The sequence below is a fragment of the Nocardia sp. NPDC006630 genome (assembly GCF_040611495.1).
Taxonomy (GTDB): Bacteria; Actinomycetota; Actinomycetes; order Mycobacteriales; family Mycobacteriaceae; genus Nocardia.
The window spans coordinates 228522-245381 of the sequence record NZ_JBEXOK010000003.1 but is presented as its reverse complement, the minus strand read 5'-3'; the positions used below and the strand labels follow the sequence as shown (position 1 = coordinate 245381).

The following is a 16860-nucleotide window of genomic DNA, read 5'->3' as shown; positions in this document are numbered from 1 at the left end:
GAGGCGTGAAATGTCATGTCACGCACAGACGTCCGCGCATGCCACATAGACGTCCGAGCGTGCTAGTTTTCACCCCGGCCATCCCGGCCATCCCGGCCATCCCGGCCACCCCGGCCACTAAGCCGTCGGGCTCCGAGTCGCCCAGCTGTTAGGAGTTGAGTCGCTCCCAGCCGCCCAGCCGCCCAGCCGCCCAGCCGCCGAGTCGCCCAGCCGCCGAGTCGTCGAGTCGCCCAGCCGTCGAGTCGCGCTAGGTTGTCGAGTCGGCCGGCCGCTCATCGTATTCACTCCGGCACAGATCGCGCCTTCGCGGAACCCTGCGCACCCAGCGGGAGCTGCACCCGCAGTGTTCGAATCTCACCGACCAGATCGGCATAACCTTCCTGGACCTGCGCGAACCGCATTGCCGCGTGATGCTGGTGTGCCGCGCTGCCACTGTGACGCAGCGTCCGCTGCATCTGTGCGTAGGTGGACGCGAAGTGGCTGATCACCTCGCCGAGGGAATGGGTGTGCCGGCGCCCGGCGGTCGGGCGCGGCAGATGCAATGCCGACCACTCGTCGATCAGGCCGATGACTTCGCTGATCTGCCCGCGCACAGTGCGGTCGTCGAAGTCGGCCGGTCGCCGGGCCGGGGATACGGTCGCGGTGGTGAGGGTGGAGTGCAGGTCGGCCAGTTCGCGCGCCCAGCCGATCAACGGGGAACCGCCCTCCAGATTGCCCGCGACGGCGAGCAGTAGTTCGCGGGCGTCCAGCAGCCCCTCGGCCGGTCGGACGCGCTCGCGATCCCAGATATTGCGGGTCGGTGCCTGAGAGGTCTTGGCGGCCCGTGCTATACCGTTCATCCCCGGCCCCTCGACTCGGCGTCGGCTGAGTACCCGTCGGGCAGCGTGCAGCGGGTGAACGTCCGAGTCCCATCGGTGAACCGCTGGGTGTTCTCGCACAAGGTGATCAGCTCCGCCGCAACCGCATCCGGACGGTGGCGAGGCTCCTCGAGTTCCACGATCAGTCGCCCGGTCACCGCCGCCGTGAGCAGCCGGATGACCGCCCGTCCGGCATCCGGCGGGAATTCGAGGACACCGGCCGCTGCCGTCATTGCGGCGTCCTCGATCAATGCCACATAGATCGCATCGACGTATTCGATGAGCTCCGGCCGTCCGAGCCGACTGAGCTCGGTGGCCGCATCGAGTTGGGCGACAGCCGGAATCGACCCGATACGCGATTCCACCAGCACCTGATCGTCCGCACTGGGCGCATCGGTGGATTCGGCGGGCCGCGGCGGCTCGGCCTGGGCGGAGGGGGCGGAGGTCGCGTCGAGGTAGTGCACCTCGACCGCGGTCCGGGCGAGCTGCGCGACGGCCGCGCGTTCGGAGGGCCCGAGGTTGGTCAGGTGCTCGCGCGAGGGCACGATGAGTTGCGCTCCGTTCGAATCCTCGATCGACTCGAGGATGTACCACAGCACATCAGCGCGCCGCGGCGTATCGAAGACCCGATCGAGGTCGATGCCCCAGTGCTGCGCGGTCTGCCGGAGGCGGGGCAGGACCGTCGCGACACTGCTGTCCCGATCGAGTTCGGCGACCATCTCGCGCAGCAGCAGCTCGGGAGCGATCGGTTCGAAAAGCACCTCCCCTTCCCCGAATTCGCAACGGGCGGCGTACTCGCGAAACGCTTGCAGTACGACGCGGCGGACATTGATCGGCAGCAGTTCCGTACGGGCATATCCGAACCACATGAGTATGTTCCCGGGCTAGTTTATGGGTGAGCGTCAGCGCCTGCGGTCGGGATGCGCGGGTCTGCTTTCCGATAGCGATGCGGAGGGGTAGCGCGAGTCGATCGTGAGGTAGGTATCCGCATCACCGGTGGTCATGTATTGATTCAATCGTCGAAGAGGTTCTGCGACAATGACATTCGACAGGGCAGTCCGGGTGGAACCACCGATGAGGATGACATCGGCGGTCCCGATCAGGACATTCGGAGTTCTCATGCGGTGGCGAGCTGGTACTCGATCGGCGAATGCGGTGTGCGCGTACCGGTATCGAGCGCCTGCCGCACCGCGTGGCATACATCCTTGACGTCAGACCGTGGTGAGGAGAGGGTGGCCGCCTGCGCCATCCGGCCGAGGCGGTCGGCGACTCTTCCACTGTCGACCTGGCTGGTCAATGCCAGCGAGGCATTGGCGAACGAGACGGCCTCGCCGATCTGACCGAGCCGGAAGGCTCCGGTGGCGATGGTGATGTTGTCGAAAAGGATGCTGCGTGCGGGTCGTCCGGGTGCGGAGGCGGCCAGCGATGCCTGCGCGCCTTCCACCGCCGCGAGGGTATAGCGTTCGACGGCCGGACCGCTTGCGGTGAGCGCGTATTCGCTGTGGATCACCGACTGCATACCGGTGAATTCACCAGGGGTGAAGAACACCCGGGTCCACGGGTCGATGAGGTCACCTACGCGGGCGATCTCGTCCTCGGCGCGGCCCAGCGCGAACCGCATTCGATTGGCATCGCCCATCATGGCGTGTGCCCAAGCCTCATTGGCGTACAGCCGCGCCGATTCCCCACTGCTGGCGGCATCTTGGGCGGGCATCTGGCCGAGTTGGAACATGCGCAGGGCGGTTCGTGGATCGTGTTCGATCAGGTTGATGCGACCCAGGACGTAGAGCGTGGAGGCGACGAGGCTGTCCGCACCGGCCCGGCGCGCGAAAAACAATGCCAGCGTGGCGTATTGGCGTGCACGATACTGGTCGCCCACATCATGGAAGGCCCACCCGACCAGACGCGCGAGATCTGCGGAGGCGATCAGCATCGAATGTTCGCGCGCTTCACCGCGGCACCGCGCCAGCAGTGCGGTCGTCAATGTCAGTAGGTTGACGGCAGATTCGGCCACCGCGGAGCCGCCATGGCTCTGGTCGACCTCGCGCAGCCGGGCGGTGGCGCTGCGCACGAAGTCGAGATCGAACTGCCCGGTATCGCCGAGGGGCGCTTCGGACGCTGCCTGGTCAAGCGGTGGGAGCCACGGCGTGAGGATGTCGGGAGAGCCGACGACCGCGGTGGCGAGCGCTTCCAGCAGAGTCGTTTCCCGTTCGCGCTCATCAGGTTCCGGGCGCAGGTCGGTGTGGTGTGGCAGTGGGGGAGGAATCGATGGCGTGGGTGAACCGATGGTCGCCGGATCCGGTGCGCCGATGGCGGCCAGCAGACCGCGATAGGTCTTGTTCGGCCGGTTGACCTCACCGAGCTCCCAGCGCGCCACATGCCGCTCCGAACAGGCGACATTGATGCCCTGCCGCCGGCCCTGCTCATTGACCAGCTCGGCGAAATCGCTACGGCTGAGCCCTAATTGCGTGCGGCGGAAGGTACGCAGATATCGACCCCAGGAGCTGAGGGTCGCGGCCTGGGGGTCGCTCTGGTCGGGTTCGGTGTCTGTGACGTCCATGGTCCCCGCCCTTCTTCGGCTCGCTGAAAGCGCAGGTGCGGTACGACGTTGGGCCACTAGCCTTTTCGCGCGATAATCGTGCCTGATAATCTAACCTGATAATCAGAATTATGGAATAGTGGCGTCCGAAGCGCAGCCCGATACGGTGGGGAGCCATGGCGAGAACCGCACGAAAAGTGCTCCTGGGACGGGAAATCGACGCGATGCTGCGCCGCGCGCGCACCACCCAGGCCGACGCGGGCAAGCTGATCGGGGTCAGCCAGTCGCGCATCGCGGCGGCGGTCGCCGGTAATGGCAATCTCAGTGCCGACGATCTGGAACAGCTGGCGCGCAAGCTCGGCGTCGTCGATGAGGCCTACATCCGGATCGTGCTCGATCTGCGCGGTGACAACCATCGCCGCGGGTTCTGGACCTCGGGTTACCGCCGCGCCTACATCGAGGAGCTGCGACTGCTGGTCGACCTCGAGGATGTGGCGGACCGGCTGCGGGAAACCGGAGCCGAGATCGTGCCCGGACTCCTGCAGCACCCCAACTACATTCGCGCACTGCACGAACCCCTGCAGCTCGACCCCGACGATCCGGACGCGGTGACGGTCGAGGACTATGTGGAGGCGCGGATCGCCCGTCAGCAGATCCTGTTCAAGCGCCACGCACCCGAATCCCACACCATCCTGTCCGAATCCTGCCTGCGGCGGACGTACGGCGGTGATGCGGTGATGCTCGATCAACTCGTGCACCTCATCGAGCTGTCCCAGCGCCCGAATATTCAGATCCAGGTCATGCCGTTCACCCACCAGGCGCCGGGCGCGGGCATGGAGGATCGCTACATCCTGGTCCGGGTGCCCTCTCCGGGAGCAGCGGGGGACCTCGAGATGGCGGTGGTGGAAGCCCAGGGCGAGATCCGCTACATCGACGACAAGCCCGCGGTCGGCATCCGCGACAAGATCTTCAACCGCCTCGCCATGACCGCGCTCAGTCCCGCCGACTCCCGCCAGTTCATCGAACACCTCGCCCGCGGTCTGCGCAGTCGGCCGACTGTGCATCGATAGCCCGCGAACCGCTCAACTGAATAGGAATCACGATGTCCAGCAATGACTTCGAGCCACGGCAGCTCGACACGCACAAGCCGAGCTCGGCACGCATCTACCACCACATGATCACCGGTGAGGTGATCTTCGAATCGGATCTGCCCTTCATCCACCGGCTCTACGCCGATATTCCCTTCTATCCGCTCTGGGCCCAGCACAATCGCCGGTTCCTGGGTCGCGCCGTGCGATACATGGCGGGCAAGGGGATTCGGCAGTTCCTCGATATCGGTTCGGGCCTGCCGACCGGGGGCAATACGCACGAGGTCGCCCGGGAGCTCGTGCCGGACGCCCGCGTCGTCTACGTCGACAATGACGAAGAGGCCATCAACCGGGCCCGCGATCTGCTGCAGAGCGAACAGGTGCTCGACACCACCGCGATGGTCGACGCCGATCTGCGTGATCCGGCGCGCATTCTCGAACACCCTGACACACAACGCCTTATCGACTTCTCCGAACCGGTCGGCCTGCTGGTGGTCTCGGTGCTGCCCTGGGTGACCGATGCCGATGAACCCGCAGCACTGATCAAGCAGCTGCGGGACGCGGTTGCGCCCGGCAGTCATATCGCGATGACACATGTGTCACTCGAAGACGCCGGGCAGAAGATCAAAGAGCAGGTAGCGGCCGGCGCGGCGGTGTTCACCGACGCCAGCACACCGGTCACGCTGCGTAACCGGAACCAGTTCGCGACGTTCTTCGAGGGTTGGGCGCTGGCCGAACCGGGCATCACCTACGCCACGGACTGGCACCCCGATCAGCCGGTCGATACCGACGACTACGCCCGCCCGTGCAACTTCGCCGCTGTGGGAAGCCTTCCCTAGCGCAGTCAGATGCGCCGCGCGGCCGCCGACGTCGCCGGCGCAGTTCGAAAGGATCCACCATGCCGAGGACACCCACTGTCGGACAATTCCTCAAAGCGGCCGCGAGCTCACCGCAGCAGGCCTGTGTCATGGTCTACCGCGACGATCACCGAACCCTGGTGTGGGACGACAAACTCACCGATTCGTTCGACACCGCGGAATCGCGCGTCCCCGCCGAACAGTGCCTGACCTTCGATCACGACCAATTCGAGGTCATCCAGCAGGCATTGCGAACGGGCAGGCCGCTCCGGCAGATTCTGCTCATCGTGCAGGGCGCCGACGGCCTCTACGAATTCAGCGCCTCGCCCGAATGCGAGTCCTCCGTCGGAGCCGCCAGACTGTACTTCGACCACCTCGAATACTCCGCATTCGTCCAGGCCGTCAAGCAGAACGAGTTCGAGCGCTCGGCATTCCTCTTGCCCGCGACAGGTTAGACGGCGACTTCCGCACGCCGCGATCGACTTTCGCTATTTGCGGCGGGAGTTGTTTCCTGGTCGTTCGGATCGGTGCCCGAATTGCAGACAGCTGAAGTAGGGCTGCGAGGCCGACACGCTATCTGTTGTGCCGAGGCCGGGGTCGAATCTCGGAGTAAATTTCGGCTGTGCGATGCCCCGGGAGCGGTGCAGGACAAGTAAGGCCCGTGCGTTCTCGCTCGCTTATGCGCCGGTTGGCAATCGCGATTGCCTCGGGCGTCCTCGCCGCTACCGTGTCCGCAACGCCATTTCTGCCCTCGGCCACCGCCGGGCCCGGTGGACAGGGTGGTTCGGCGGTCGCACCGGATGGCTCGCGGATCGTGAATACCCACGCCGACGGTGACAGGCACCTGGTTCTGACAGTTTTCTCGGCCGCGATGAACAGTGAATTCCCGGTGGAGGTGCAGCGGCCCGCAGATCGGTCCGTGCCGCGGCCGGTGCTGTATCTGCTCAGTGGCGGCAGCGGCGGAAAGGGGTCGGCATCATGGGATCACGAAACCCATGCCGGGGACTTCCTGGCGGACAAAGACATCAATGTGGTGCAGCCGGTCGGTGGGGCGGCGTCCTATTACGCGGATTGGCGGGCACCGGATCCATTGTTGGGCGTCGTGAAATGGAAGACCTACCTGACCGAGGAATTGCCACCGCTGATCAACGCGGCGCTCGGCGCCAATGGCGTCAATGCGATTGCGGGCGTGTCTATGTCAGGCACCTCGGTGCTGCAATTGCCGATCGCCGAGCCGGGCCTGTATCGGGCGGTGGCCGCGTACAGCGGATGTGCGCAGATCTCCGATCCGGCCGGCCAGTCCTTCGTCCGTCTCACGGTGGCCTACAGCGGTGGTGATGCGGAGAATATGTACGGACCGCCCGATGATCCGCTGTGGGCCGCCAATGATCCGTATGTGAACGCGGCAGGGCTGCGCGGTCTCGACCTGTATCTGTCGAGCGGCAACGGGCTGCCCGGCCCCTATGACACGACGCGTGACCGGCACCTCGTCGACGCGGGGGTGGGCGCGCTGGCGAACCAGATCCTCGTGGGCGGCGTCATCGAGGCCGCGGTCGACCACTGCACGCGCGCGATGGCACATCGATTGGCGGAGTTGAACATTCCGGCAACCGTCGAACTGCGCCCGTACGGTACCCACTCCTGGGGATACTGGGACGACGAATTGGCCGCCTCCTGGCCGGTGCTGGCACACGGCTTGGGACTCCCCGCGTGACGGTGGCGGGCGTTCGGATCAGCGGGTGTAGCGGATCAGGGCGCGGGCTTTGGCCTTGGCGGCCTCGGTGTCGCGGTCCCGGGGTGGGGCGTTGGTGGTGAGGCCCGCGAGGAGTTTGCCGGTCGCGGCGGCGACCTCTTCGATGGCGAGGTCGAAGGCGGCCTGGTTGGCCTGGGAGGGTTTGGTGGTTCCGCTGATCTTGCGGACGTACTGCAGGGCTGCGGCGTGCACCTCTTCCGCGGTGGCCGGCGGCTCGAAATTGTGCAGGGTGTGAATGTTGCGGCACATGGGTGTGAGCCTACGCCCGGGGTCCGACGCGGCCGCCGAATCGGAGCCTGAGCGGGGGATCGAATGCACTGGTCAGGACCTTTCGCGGCCGCGAACCTCCGTGCGGTCGGGAGCAGGTCCCGGTGCCGCCGATTGTGCGCCGAGGTGGCGGATTTCCTCGGAATCGGGGCAAGATCGGAAGCGGCAACGACGGCTCGCTCGTTGCGATCCGAGGACACTGTCGAAGGAGATCGTGATGACTGAAGCGTTTGTGCTCGGTGGCGTTCGAACCCCCTTCGCCCGGTACGGCGGTTCGCTGTCGCACATTCGTGCCGACGACCTGCTGGGGATGACCATGAAGGGTGCGTGCGAGCGCGTCGGCGTGGGTCTCGATCAGATCGAGGACATTGTCGCGGGCTGCGTCAATCCGGCCCACGAGGGGATGGGTGATGTCGCGCGGTGGGCCGCGCTGGCGGCGGGATTCCCCGACACGGTGGCCGGGGCGACGATCAACCGGTTCTGCGGGTCGTCCCTGAGCGCGACCGTCAATATCGCGCACGCGATCAAGGCGGGGGACCTGGGGGTCGGGATCGCCTGCGGCGTCGAGTCGATGTCGCGGTCGGGATGGGCATACATGAAGGGCGACAGCCCGTTCGGTCCTCGTGGCCCGGTCATCCTGCTCGACACCATGTGGGCGGGTGCGGGCGGTCCCGCCAATCCGGCGCTGCTGGCGCGCAATGCTTACATCGGAATGATCGAGACCGCGCAGAACGTCGCCGACCGCTACGGGCTGACCCGCGAGGAGATCGACGCGTTCGCGCTCCGGACGCAGCGAAATGCCAAGGCGGCCAGGGATTCCGGGCGGCTGGCCAAGGAGATCATGCCGGTGCCGATCACGGCGACGAGGAAGACCCCGGCCCGCCTGTTCGAGCACGACGAATTCATTCGTGACGACACCACCGCCGAAAAGCTGGCGGCGCTGCCCCCGCAGCCGGGGACCACGCAGATGACCGCCGCGAACTCGACGCCCCTGACCGACGGCGCCAGCGCACTGGTGCTGGCCTCGGGTGAACGAGCCGCCGAGCTCGGTGTCGAACCGCTGGCACGGGTGGTCTCGTCCGCGGTGTACGGGATCGATCCGCTCTACATGGGCCTGGCTCCGGCGTGGGCGCTGCCGCTGGCACTCCGGCGCGCGGGCCTGACACCCGAGCAGATCGACGTGTGGGAGGTACACGAGGCATTCAGCGCTCAAGCCCTGGGCGTGCTGCGTGAATTGCCCAACCAGCTGGACGGTTTCGTCATCCCCGACGAGAAGCTGACACCGAACGGCGGCGCGGTGGCAATCGGTCACCCGTTCGGCGCCACCGGCGCCCGCTACGTCCTGACCCTGGCCACCGAACTGCGGGAACGCAATGCGCGCTACGGCGCGATCGGAGTCTGCATCGGATCCGGTCAGGGAGTCGCAATCGTCCTCGAAAACCCTTCCGCCGCCTGAGAATTCTCACCGAAGCGATGACGTACGAGGCTTCGGAGAGCTCGTCGCGCTGACGGGTGTTGTTGTCGGAGGCTGCCGGTACATTGATCGCTGAAGTTGATCATCACTACCGAGCCGGGCTCGGTATCAGAAGGAGTTCCCGTGAGCGCCCCCACCGGCTTCGCCAACGTCGTCTACCCAGCCGCGGATCTGGATGCGAGTGTCGCGGCTTTCACGGCGCTACTCGGCGCCGAGCCCATCTTCCGGACCGCGGACTACGCGATGTATGCCATCGGTATCGCGGTGTCGTCCAAACCGTGGGTGCGCCATCCGCTTCCGTTCTGGACGGTAGGCGATATCGCGGAAGCGCATGCCTCGATGCTGACGCTCGGCGCCACGGCGATGGGCGAAATCGCCGACGGGTCACTCGCCGAGATCGGCACCGCGCCCGTGGTCAATGGCGATCCGGTGACCGGCATCGTCGATATGCCGGGAAACCGTCTGGCAGTACTCAAAGCCGCCGACGGCAACCTCATCGCCATCAATCAGTCGGTCGGCTGGTAACTGCGATCCGGCCTGCCCACCGGCCGGTGGCTGGTCGAGTCGGCGGGGGCGGCCGCGATTTCGGAAGCCGCCCCGGCCCGGCTGCTACATCCTGGAACCTCCAGTCGGGCTTGGGCTTTGACGCAACGCATGCCTCGCCGGCGCGTAACTCCAGGTAGTATGTGGTGACACGATTCTGGATGGGGGACATCATGTCGTCGAACAATCACAGGGTGCAGGTCGATGATCCGCGCGCCCGATGGCGCCACCTGCCCGCCGAGCCCGCCCACTACGTCGAGGAAACCCACATCGACGGGAGTTCGTCGAGCTACACGGTGCCCGCCGTCGACCCGACCCAGGATTTCATTCGCCTCTACGGCTAGAAGCTGTCGGCCAGCAGGGCGTACTCGGCGGCGGTGCGATGCAGGATGGTGGTCTTGTCGTGGTCGTTGAGCACATCGACGTACCGGCCGTAGGCGAGATAGCACTTGTAGGGCGGAAAACCCGCGGCAGGCGCCTTCGGGTCCAGCGCCAGGCACTGGGCGTCGGGGACATGGGCGGGGCCGTCCATATCCCGGTATTGGGTGTGGCGCAGGAGAGTCACGGCGGCGACAAGCCCGTGGCCGGCTTGCGCGTCGCGCACGCGAAACAATGTGTCGTATTCCAGGTAAGACATCGCGTCGGCTCCTGCGTCCTGCAGTATCCGCTGCCATGTGACCGAATCCGTCGAGGTCGCGGTGAGGTAGTTCGTGCTGTAGACGGCGAAGACCTCGATGTCCGGATTGCGATCGTCGCGCTGCCCGACCATGGAACGGGCGAGCATGCCTTCCTCGTCGATGCGCAGTGCCGCGAAATCCTTTGCCGGAGTGGGCTTGAACTTGTCCACCGCGGCGAGCTGCATGTCGAAGGCCCGCCGTACCCAGCCGAGTAGATCGTTCTCGTCCGCCACGGGCCGCCGCACCGAGACACGGAGCACGAACTCGCCGTGTGCCAGATACGCGCCGATGCTGGGTGTGCCCGGACGCCAATGAACTTGCGCGGCAGCATAATCGGTGAGTGTGAGCGTGCGATTCTGGTCCGGCGCCGAGGCGAGATCGGCGGCCTCCAATTCGGTCGCCGCCCGCTCGGCATGGGCGGCATCGGGAAACCGCAGCAGTGTGCAGGTGAGCGCGGTCTCGGCCGGATTCGGACCGGAACCTTGGGTATCGGACCCGTTCACGGCATAGCCGACCAGCATTCCCTCCCGCGTCAGTACGGCTTTCGCGGCCGCGGGGACACCGCCCAGCTGTACCGCCGCGTTGTCATCGCTCAGCACCCCGCCCGCCCGGCCCACCGCGAGGATCGGATCGATCTGCACGTCCGGAACCAGCGCCGCGGACATCCGCATGCCCTCGACCTGCGCACCGTAGGACCCTGCCGGGCGATCGTAGTTGTGGCGCGTCAACGGATAGGGACCGACATCCAGTACCCGCACATCGATGGGCCGCGAGATCGGCGTACCGGCGATCGAGCACGCCGCGAGCAACCCCGTAGCCACGAAAACCGCTGCCAGCGAAGACATTCGCCATCGACCGGTCATGATCGCCCCCTGGTTCGACCCGATCTTTCGAGGCTACCTCCGGGCCGCGCCGACCGATACCGGATGAGCGAACTGTCCACGTCCCGCACGACCGCCGGGCGGATGCCAGTACTTCACCCACGCTCGAGCATGAGTGAAGTACTGGCATCCGCGCGAAGCGGATCAGAGCGCGTAATCGATACCGCGTGAATTACGGCAGCTGGCCGTTGGCGTACAGGTAGCCGACGACGCCGCCGATGAGGCAGCCGGGAATCGCGGGCAGGATGAGGAAGATCCCGCCGATGACAGCGCCGAGCGCGCAACCCACCGCGATATCGATGATCTGCTGGTCATTGAGCGCGAAGTCGATATTCTGCGCCGTGGTGGAATTCGACGGCTGCGCGGGCGCCGTATCGGGGCGGAGCACCGTCATGCTGGTGCCTGCGTTATTGATCTGCGGCTGCAGCCGGATCTTTTGTCCCGCCGACGTGTAGACCAGCGGAATCTGGCCGATCACCGCACCGTCGGACGCCGTCACGGCCAGTGTGTCGCCATCGGCCGTGGTTTGGAACTTCCCATTGACCAGATCCGTACTGACCGACGAACCATCTGCTTTCCAGGAGGTGGTGTAGGTGACGCCGGAAACAGAGCTGGTCACCTGATCCGTGGCCGGCACCTGCCCGGAGGCAGTACTCGCGGTCGCACCCAGGACTGCGGTGGTCAACACTGCGGTCGCAGCGAACTTCGTGATTCTCATTTAATCCTGTTCCGTCCTAGCACAGGGTTCACGCTGAGCCGCAGCGGTATGGGAACGCTCGCGGGGAACCCTGTTCGAGATAACTTGTCCGAACCGTGATTACACTACATTCGAGTCGGGGAACGGGTTTGGCGCAAAGGCGCCAAGGGTGGGTGCCGGTCAGGTGGCGTCGATATCGATGGCGGCCAACACTTTCGTAGATCGAACGTATCCGTATTCCGATGTCGATGAACTCCAATTCGCCTACTGGGCAATGAAACTGACCGAAAACCCGGGTCGAACCTGGTCGCGTTCACCAGCGAACCAGCGCAGCGAGGGTGGATTCGGTCACCACTGCTGCAGGCTGGTATGCGGCCGTGGCGGCAGCGAACCTGGCCAACAGCGATCACATCTTTTCGACGCTCGGATCGTTTGTTGCCGGACGTGGCGGGTAGACGGGAATCATGATCATCCAGGAGGGGGCCGGCAGTGGGCTGCCCAGGATCGACGACGTCGTCATCGCGATACCGGCGCGCGACGAGCAGCAGTTGCTGCCCGGTTGCCTGGACGCCCTGCGCCGGTCTGCGGAGCAGGTGAGTGTCCCGGTGCGGATCCAGGTGGTGCTCGATGCGTGCACCGACCACTCCGCGCGGGTGGCCGAAGCCGCCGGGGCGGAGGTGATCGTGGTGGACGCGCACAATGTCGGGGCGGCGCGTGCGGCCGGGTTCGCCGCGGCCGGTCTCGGATGCGGTGCGGGTACCTGGTTCGCCACCACCGACGCTGATTCTCGTGTCGATCGTGGCTGGCTGAATCGGCAGATTCGGTACGCGGAAGCCGGCGCGGAGATCGTCGCCGGCGTCGTCACGGTCGCCGACTGGGACCATTACTCCCCGCAGGTGCGCGCTCGCTACGAGCGCGCGTACCGGGTCGAGCGTGCGGCCGGCCACGTCCATGGCGCGAGTCTTGGATTCCGGGCCGATATCTATTGGCGTACAGGGGGATTCGCGTCGCTGCGGTCCGGTGAGGATGTCGAGTTCGTGCACCGGGCAGCGGCGCTGGGCGTGCGAGTGGTCTGGGCCGAGGATGTGGTGGTGGCGACGTCCGGGCGTCGATTCGGGCGGGCGCCCGGCGGGTTCGCGGCACATCTGCGACGACTGGAAGCCTCGTCCACGCCGGAGGCGGAAAGTGCGTGAGCGGTCTTCGGATGTGCGCGATCGGCTGCGCGAGCTCTCGAGCTCGGGACGCTTGGTTCTGCCTTTCCCCGGCGGCGGGATGACGCGCCAGCGGTTCCGTGCCCTGGCGTCATTGAGTGCCGAGGACACCGTGCTGGGCCGCATGGCCGAGGCACACGCCGATGCGGCCGCGATCCTGCACGAACTCGACGGTCCGCCACCCGCGACCGGGCAGATCTGGGGGGTGTGGGCGGCGGAGCCGCCCGAACCGGTGCTGTGTGCCCGGGCCACCTCGTCGGGCTGGGTGCTCGAGGGGCGGAAATTGTGGTGTTCGGGCGCGAGCTTCTGCACCCACGCACTGGTCACTGCCCGCGACGGCGAGAACCGCCGGCTTTTCGCGGTGTCGCTGACCCAGCCCGGCGTGCGGCCGGTGCCATCGAGCTGGCATGCGGTGGGGATGCGTGAATCCGATTCCGGCGCAGTGGACTTCGATGGCGCCCAGGCCACGGAGGTAGGCGTGCCCGGCGCCTATCTGGACCGCGCCGGGTTCTGGCACGGTGCGATCGGGGTGGCGGCGTGCTGGTACGGCAGCGCCTGCGCGGTGGCCAGACCGCTGCACGAGCGTGCGGCGAAGGGGCGTGCCGATGAGCATGCGCTCGCGCATCTGGGGGCGGTGACGGCCGCAATGCACGCGGCGCGGCTGAGCTTGTCCGCGGCCGCGGGCGAGATCGACGCCGATCCCGGTGGTGACCGGCTCGACGCCCGCATCCGGGCTCGTACCGTTCGCGGCGTGGTCGAGGACGCGGTCACGGCGACGATGGATCGCGTCGGACGGGCCCTGGGAGCCGGTCCGTTGTGCATGGATGCCGAGCATGCCCGGCGGGTCGCAGATCTCACGGTGTATGTGCGTCAAAGTCACGCGGAAGTCGACCTGGCCGAGCTCGGCCGCGATATCGCGGGGGAGGAGTTCACATGGCCGGACCTGTGATCGACGTGCAGGCCGCAGGACTTCCCGATGAGCAGTGGGACGCGTGGCGGCAGCGCTGCGCACCATTGCCGCTGTCCGCCTGGCCGCGGCTGGTCGTGGTGGCCGCGCATCCCGACGACGAAGTGCTCGGCGCCGGCGGACTCATCGTCACGGCCCGCGCGGCGGGCATCGCGGTCACCATCGTCACCGTGACCGACGGCGAGGCATCCCATCCGGAGTCGGCCACCCACGGCCCCGCGCGGCTGGCCGAGCTTCGCATCGAGGAAGCCCGCAGCGCCGCAAGCGAACTGGGAGCCGACGCCCCCATTCGTCTCGGCCTGCCCGATGGCGGTGTCGCGTCGCACGAAGACCGGTTGAGGGTCCGATTGCGCGCCCTGCTCGGCGATATCGGCGAGCCCGGTGCGGTGTGCGCGGCGACCTGGCGGCACGACGGTCATCCCGACCATGAAACCGTCGGCCGCGCCGCGGCCGCCGCCTGCGCGGCCACGAATACCGAACTGCTGGAATACCCGGTGTGGATGTGGCAGTGGGCCGCACCGGACCATCCGCGCCTTCGGGAACAGGATCCGGCGGTATTGTCGTTGTCCCCCGCCGCGCACGCCGCGAAATGTCGTGCGCTGGCGCACTTCCGCAGCCAGTTCCTGCCACTGTCCGACGACCCTGCCGATGCGCCGATCCTGCCCGCACACGTCCTGCGCCGATTCACCGGCCCGACCGAAACCTTCTTCCGATGAGCCACCCCCGCCTGCCCGTCGGCTACTTCGAGGAGCTGTACGCTCGCAGCGCTGATCCCTGGCAGTTCACCACCCGCTGGTACGAGCAGCGCAAACGAGCGCTCACCCTGGCCGCGCTACCCCGCCCGCACTACCGGTCCTGCTTCGAACCGGGTTGTGGCATAGGGGTTCTCACCCAGGAGCTGGTCTCCCGCTGCGACCGGATCGTGGCCACCGATATCGTGGACGATGCCCTGCGCCGCGCCGCCGCCAGGCTCGCCGGAGCATCGGCGCAGGCCGCCGCGACCGTGGAACTGCGGCGCTGGGGGCTCGGAGACGTGTGGCCCGCAGAGCATTTCGATCTCATCGTGCTCAGTGAGGTGTGCTACTACCTCGACGCCCCGGCCTTGCACGCGGCTCTCGACGAACTCCTGGGTCATCTCGACCCCGGCGGCACCGTCGTCGGCGTGCACTGGCGCCATCCAGTGCCCGAGTACCCACTGACCGGAGACGAGGTCCATGCCGTTCTCGGCGGCCATCCAGGTCTGACGGTGCTGGCCCGCTACAGCGACGACGATTTTCTGCTGGAGGTGTACACCACGGCAGGGACCGAGCGCCGTTCCGTCGCTCAGGACGAAGGCTTGGTCTGAACCGCGGGCTCTCGGCTCGTCGAGCTCAGCTCTTGTTGCGGGAGAGCATTGCCCAGGCGGCTGTTCCGAGGAACAGCACAATGCCGATGATCGCCAGCCAGAACATGCCCTTGATGACGAAGCCGAGCACTGCCAGGACCAGCCAGATGATCAGCAGAATACCGATGAGTGTCAGCATTGCTCAACAATGGCACGGAGCACCTCGATTTCCGCGGAGACACTCGGCCGGTGGGGAAGCGGCTGCTCGACGACGGTTTGTCTCGCAACTGCGGGTATGCACACCCTGTTGGTCCGAGCCGCTATCCTGCACGGACGTCCAGATTTCGGGAGAATCATGAAGTACTCGCAGTGCGCAGTCACCGGAAATTGCGTCACCACTCAGGGGGGCGGTGGGCAGTCCTGAAGATTCTGATTCTCGGTGGTACCCGGGAGGCCCGGGAAATCGCTGATATCGCCTCCGGCGAGCGCGGATTGGAGATCGTTTCCTCACTCGCCGGACGCGTGCGCGAACCTGTGCTTCCGGTCGGCGCGGTGCGCGTGGGGGGATTCGGGGGAGCCGACGGGCTGCGGAAGTGGCTTGCCGACAATGGGATCGGCGCTGTGATCGATGCCACCCACCCCTTTGCCGGGGGTATTACCGCCAATGCGGCATGGGCCGCGGCGGAGTCCGGGTTGCCGGTGCTGCATGTGCGCCGCCCCGGCTGGAGCGAGCAGGCGGGTGATCGGTGGATCCGGGTGCCGGACCTGGCTGCGGCGGCGGAAACCGTTGCGGGACTGGGGGAGCGCGTATTCCTCACCATCGGCCGCCAAGGGGTGGCGGCCTTCGCGGGCTCGGAGCAGTGGTTCCTGATTCGCGCCATCGACCCGCCCGAGGGCGCGGTGCCCGAGCGGCATGAAGTGCTGCTGGCCCGCGGACCCTTCAGTGTCGCAGACGAAACCGCGCTGCTGGCCGCGCAGCGCATCGATGTGCTGGTGACCAAGGACAGCGGGGGAGCCTTGACCGAGGCCAAGCTCGCCGCTGCCCGTGCGCTCGCGTTGCCGGTGGTCATGATCGACCGCCCGTCGCTGCCGGCGGGTGCGGTGCAGGTGGAAACAGTTGCCGCAGCACGGGATTGGCTGCGGCAACAGTCCTAGGACAACCGGCTGCTGGGGTCGAGCAGCTCGGGGAGCCGGTCGAACCAGTCCAGTACGGCGCGTTCGTAGCGAATGCCGAAATCCACGGTCGCGCGCTCGAACGGTGACATGCGCTCCTCGTCGTGTCCGGCGAGGTAGGAGGTCAGCCGTTGTTCGTGCAGTGGGCGATTGGCGGCGATAATGCGTTCCAGGCGTGGCGGATCGACGAATTCGCCGAACGACAGGGTGAGCAGCAGCGGCACCCGGATGGTCTCCGCGCCCGGGTCGCGGGCGATCCACTCCGCGAACGCCTCCCGCCCGTCCTCGGTGATGCGATAGGGCGTGCGGTCGCGCGCTCCGGCCTCGCCCTTGTCGACGAGGCCGTGCTGATGCATGGTCGCCAGCTCGCGGTACACCTGACTCTGGGTGATGGTCCAGAAGTCGCCGATGCGATCCTGCGCCTGGGCGACCAGGTCCCAGCCGGACATATCGCCCTGATGGAGGAATCCCAATAACGATGCGGCCGTCGAATTGAGAGGGCGCCGCGTCTTGTCGTCTGCCACTACACTCCTTCCAGCCTGCATTCCACTA

The 16860-nt window shown here is 66.6% G+C and carries 20 protein-coding genes; 12 read left to right on the top strand and 8 right to left on the bottom strand.

The genetic code is table 11. The features are described from left to right. Positions 1-281: 281 nt before the first annotated feature. The 3 genes from ABZX86_RS09280 to ABZX86_RS09270 form a co-directional block, all read right to left on the bottom strand. Complete coding sequence (locus ABZX86_RS09280; protein WP_355121710.1) at positions 282-839, bottom strand: hypothetical protein; 558 nt, start codon at positions 837-839, stop codon at positions 282-284. Beyond that, positions 836-1726, bottom strand: a complete 891-nt coding sequence (locus ABZX86_RS09275) for a hypothetical protein (RefSeq protein ID WP_355121709.1) — start codon at positions 1724-1726, stop codon at positions 836-838. The genes ABZX86_RS09280 and ABZX86_RS09275 overlap by 4 nt, the downstream gene beginning before the upstream one ends. A gap of 248 nt (positions 1727-1974) precedes the next feature. Next, complete coding sequence (locus ABZX86_RS09270; RefSeq protein ID WP_355121707.1) at positions 1975-3417, bottom strand: hypothetical protein; 1443 nt, start codon at positions 3415-3417, stop codon at positions 1975-1977. Between the two features lie 155 nt (positions 3418-3572). Between ABZX86_RS09270 and ABZX86_RS09265 the strand changes: the two genes are divergently transcribed. The 4 genes from ABZX86_RS09265 (at position 3573) to ABZX86_RS09250 (ending at position 7055) form a co-directional block, all read left to right on the top strand. Then, entirely contained in the window at positions 3573-4466 is an 894-nt protein-coding gene (locus tag ABZX86_RS09265; RefSeq protein WP_355121705.1) for a helix-turn-helix transcriptional regulator, read from the top strand. A gap of 32 nt (positions 4467-4498) precedes the next feature. After that, complete coding sequence (locus ABZX86_RS09260; protein WP_355121703.1) at positions 4499-5323, top strand: SAM-dependent methyltransferase; 825 nt, start codon at positions 4499-4501, stop codon at positions 5321-5323. A 59-nt stretch (positions 5324-5382) separates the two neighbouring features. Further along, positions 5383-5796 (top strand): hypothetical protein, encoded by a 414-nt coding sequence (locus tag ABZX86_RS09255; protein ID WP_355121702.1) that lies wholly within the window; start codon positions 5383-5385, stop codon positions 5794-5796. 416 nt (positions 5797-6212) lie between these two features. Next, positions 6213-7055 (top strand): alpha/beta hydrolase family protein, encoded by an 843-nt coding sequence (locus ABZX86_RS09250; RefSeq protein WP_355121700.1) that lies wholly within the window; start codon positions 6213-6215, stop codon positions 7053-7055. Positions 7056-7073: 18 nt separating this feature from the next. Here ABZX86_RS09250 and ABZX86_RS09245 read toward each other — a convergent pair whose 3' ends face one another. Beyond that, complete coding sequence (locus ABZX86_RS09245; RefSeq protein WP_355121698.1) at positions 7074-7343, bottom strand: DUF2277 domain-containing protein; 270 nt, start codon at positions 7341-7343, stop codon at positions 7074-7076. A 235-nt stretch (positions 7344-7578) separates the two neighbouring features. On the opposite strand from ABZX86_RS09245, the gene ABZX86_RS09240 reads away from it, so the two are divergent. The 3 genes from ABZX86_RS09240 to ABZX86_RS09230 all read left to right on the top strand — a co-directional run bounded on the left by ABZX86_RS09240 (position 7579) and on the right by ABZX86_RS09230 (position 9722). Continuing rightward, positions 7579-8817, top strand: a complete 1239-nt coding sequence (locus ABZX86_RS09240) for a thiolase family protein (protein WP_355121696.1) — start codon at positions 7579-7581, stop codon at positions 8815-8817. A gap of 141 nt (positions 8818-8958) precedes the next feature. Then, the gene (locus ABZX86_RS09235) at positions 8959-9360 is read left to right on the top strand and encodes a VOC family protein (RefSeq protein WP_355121694.1); all 402 of its coding nucleotides are present in this window, start codon (positions 8959-8961) and stop codon (positions 9358-9360) included. Positions 9361-9551: 191 nt separating this feature from the next. Continuing rightward, positions 9552-9722 carry a hypothetical protein gene (locus ABZX86_RS09230; protein WP_355121692.1) on the top strand — a complete coding sequence of 57 codons (171 nt, stop codon included), beginning with the start codon at positions 9552-9554 and terminating at the stop codon, positions 9720-9722. Here ABZX86_RS09230 and ABZX86_RS09225 read toward each other — a convergent pair. Together ABZX86_RS09225 and ABZX86_RS09220 are read right to left on the bottom strand one after the other, a co-directional pair. After that, the gene (locus ABZX86_RS09225) at positions 9719-10918 is read right to left on the bottom strand and encodes a hypothetical protein (RefSeq protein WP_355121690.1); all 1200 of its coding nucleotides are present in this window, start codon (positions 10916-10918) and stop codon (positions 9719-9721) included. The two genes, ABZX86_RS09230 and ABZX86_RS09225, sit on opposite strands and share 4 nt — an antisense overlap. Before the next feature lie 190 nt (positions 10919-11108). Further along, entirely contained in the window at positions 11109-11654 is a 546-nt protein-coding gene (locus ABZX86_RS09220; protein ID WP_355121688.1) for a hypothetical protein, read from the bottom strand. A 443-nt stretch (positions 11655-12097) separates the two neighbouring features. Here ABZX86_RS09220 and ABZX86_RS09215 point away from each other — a divergent pair, with 443 nt between their 5' ends. From ABZX86_RS09215 to ABZX86_RS09200, 4 genes are read left to right on the top strand one after another with little or no spacing between them, the layout of a single operon-like run. Then, positions 12098-12826, top strand: a complete 729-nt coding sequence (locus tag ABZX86_RS09215; RefSeq protein WP_355121686.1) for a glycosyltransferase — start codon at positions 12098-12100, stop codon at positions 12824-12826. Continuing rightward, complete coding sequence (locus tag ABZX86_RS09210) at positions 12717-13793, top strand: acyl-CoA dehydrogenase family protein (protein WP_355121684.1); 1077 nt, start codon at positions 12717-12719, stop codon at positions 13791-13793. The genes ABZX86_RS09215 and ABZX86_RS09210 overlap by 110 nt, the downstream gene beginning before the upstream one ends. Beyond that, positions 13778-14527 (top strand): PIG-L family deacetylase, encoded by a 750-nt coding sequence (locus ABZX86_RS09205; protein WP_355121682.1) that lies wholly within the window; start codon positions 13778-13780, stop codon positions 14525-14527. The genes ABZX86_RS09210 and ABZX86_RS09205 overlap by 16 nt, the downstream gene beginning before the upstream one ends. Next, on the top strand, positions 14524-15156 hold the full coding sequence (locus ABZX86_RS09200) for an SAM-dependent methyltransferase (protein WP_355121680.1): 633 nt from the start codon (positions 14524-14526) through the stop codon (positions 15154-15156). The genes ABZX86_RS09205 and ABZX86_RS09200 overlap by 4 nt, the downstream gene beginning before the upstream one ends. A gap of 25 nt (positions 15157-15181) precedes the next feature. On the opposite strand, the gene ABZX86_RS09195 is transcribed toward ABZX86_RS09200, so the two are convergent. Beyond that, complete coding sequence (locus ABZX86_RS09195) at positions 15182-15334, bottom strand: hypothetical protein (protein ID WP_355121678.1); 153 nt, start codon at positions 15332-15334, stop codon at positions 15182-15184. Positions 15335-15504: 170 nt separating this feature from the next. Here ABZX86_RS09195 and ABZX86_RS09190 point away from each other — a divergent pair, with 170 nt between their 5' ends. Further along, complete coding sequence (locus ABZX86_RS09190) at positions 15505-16290, top strand: cobalt-precorrin-6A reductase (RefSeq protein ID WP_355121676.1); 786 nt, start codon at positions 15505-15507, stop codon at positions 16288-16290. Here ABZX86_RS09190 and ABZX86_RS09185 read toward each other — a convergent pair. Further along, on the bottom strand, positions 16287-16853 hold the full coding sequence (locus ABZX86_RS09185) for a PadR family transcriptional regulator (RefSeq protein ID WP_355121674.1): 567 nt from the start codon (positions 16851-16853) through the stop codon (positions 16287-16289). The two genes, ABZX86_RS09190 and ABZX86_RS09185, sit on opposite strands and share 4 nt — an antisense overlap. Between the last annotated feature and the right edge of the window lie 7 nt (positions 16854-16860).

What these genes read in the sequence shown, in the direction of transcription:
- ABZX86_RS09260 (WP_355121703.1), top strand. Translation starts at nt 4,499, where the DNA reads ATGTCCAGCAATGACTTCGAGCCACGGCAGCTCGACACGCACAAGCCG.
- ABZX86_RS09195 (WP_355121678.1), bottom strand. Translation starts at nt 15,334, where the DNA reads ATGCTGACACTCATCGGTATTCTGCTGATCATCTGGCTGGTCCTGGCA.
- ABZX86_RS09225 (WP_355121690.1), bottom strand. Translation starts at nt 10,918, where the DNA reads ATGACCGGTCGATGGCGAATGTCTTCGCTGGCAGCGGTTTTCGTGGCT.
- ABZX86_RS09230 (WP_355121692.1), top strand. Translation starts at nt 9,552, where the DNA reads ATGTCGTCGAACAATCACAGGGTGCAGGTCGATGATCCGCGCGCCCGA.
- ABZX86_RS09240 (WP_355121696.1), top strand. Translation starts at nt 7,579, where the DNA reads ATGACTGAAGCGTTTGTGCTCGGTGGCGTTCGAACCCCCTTCGCCCGG.
- ABZX86_RS09205 (WP_355121682.1), top strand. Translation starts at nt 13,778, where the DNA reads ATGGCCGGACCTGTGATCGACGTGCAGGCCGCAGGACTTCCCGATGAG.
- ABZX86_RS09245 (WP_355121698.1), bottom strand. Translation starts at nt 7,343, where the DNA reads ATGTGCCGCAACATTCACACCCTGCACAATTTCGAGCCGCCGGCCACC.
- ABZX86_RS09255 (WP_355121702.1), top strand. Translation starts at nt 5,383, where the DNA reads ATGCCGAGGACACCCACTGTCGGACAATTCCTCAAAGCGGCCGCGAGC.
- ABZX86_RS09200 (WP_355121680.1), top strand. Translation starts at nt 14,524, where the DNA reads ATGAGCCACCCCCGCCTGCCCGTCGGCTACTTCGAGGAGCTGTACGCT.
- ABZX86_RS09270 (WP_355121707.1), bottom strand. Translation starts at nt 3,417, where the DNA reads ATGGACGTCACAGACACCGAACCCGACCAGAGCGACCCCCAGGCCGCG.
- ABZX86_RS09250 (WP_355121700.1), top strand. Translation starts at nt 6,213, where the DNA reads ATGAACAGTGAATTCCCGGTGGAGGTGCAGCGGCCCGCAGATCGGTCC.
- ABZX86_RS09220 (WP_355121688.1), bottom strand. Translation starts at nt 11,654, where the DNA reads ATGAGAATCACGAAGTTCGCTGCGACCGCAGTGTTGACCACCGCAGTC.
- ABZX86_RS09280 (WP_355121710.1), bottom strand. Translation starts at nt 839, where the DNA reads ATGAACGGTATAGCACGGGCCGCCAAGACCTCTCAGGCACCGACCCGC.
- ABZX86_RS09265 (WP_355121705.1), top strand. Translation starts at nt 3,573, where the DNA reads ATGGCGAGAACCGCACGAAAAGTGCTCCTGGGACGGGAAATCGACGCG.
- ABZX86_RS09275 (WP_355121709.1), bottom strand. Translation starts at nt 1,726, where the DNA reads ATGTGGTTCGGATATGCCCGTACGGAACTGCTGCCGATCAATGTCCGC.
- ABZX86_RS09215 (WP_355121686.1), top strand. Translation starts at nt 12,098, where the DNA reads ATGATCATCCAGGAGGGGGCCGGCAGTGGGCTGCCCAGGATCGACGAC.
- ABZX86_RS09185 (WP_355121674.1), bottom strand. Translation starts at nt 16,853, where the DNA reads ATGCAGGCTGGAAGGAGTGTAGTGGCAGACGACAAGACGCGGCGCCCT.
- ABZX86_RS09210 (WP_355121684.1), top strand. Translation starts at nt 12,717, where the DNA reads ATGTGGTGGTGGCGACGTCCGGGCGTCGATTCGGGCGGGCGCCCGGCG.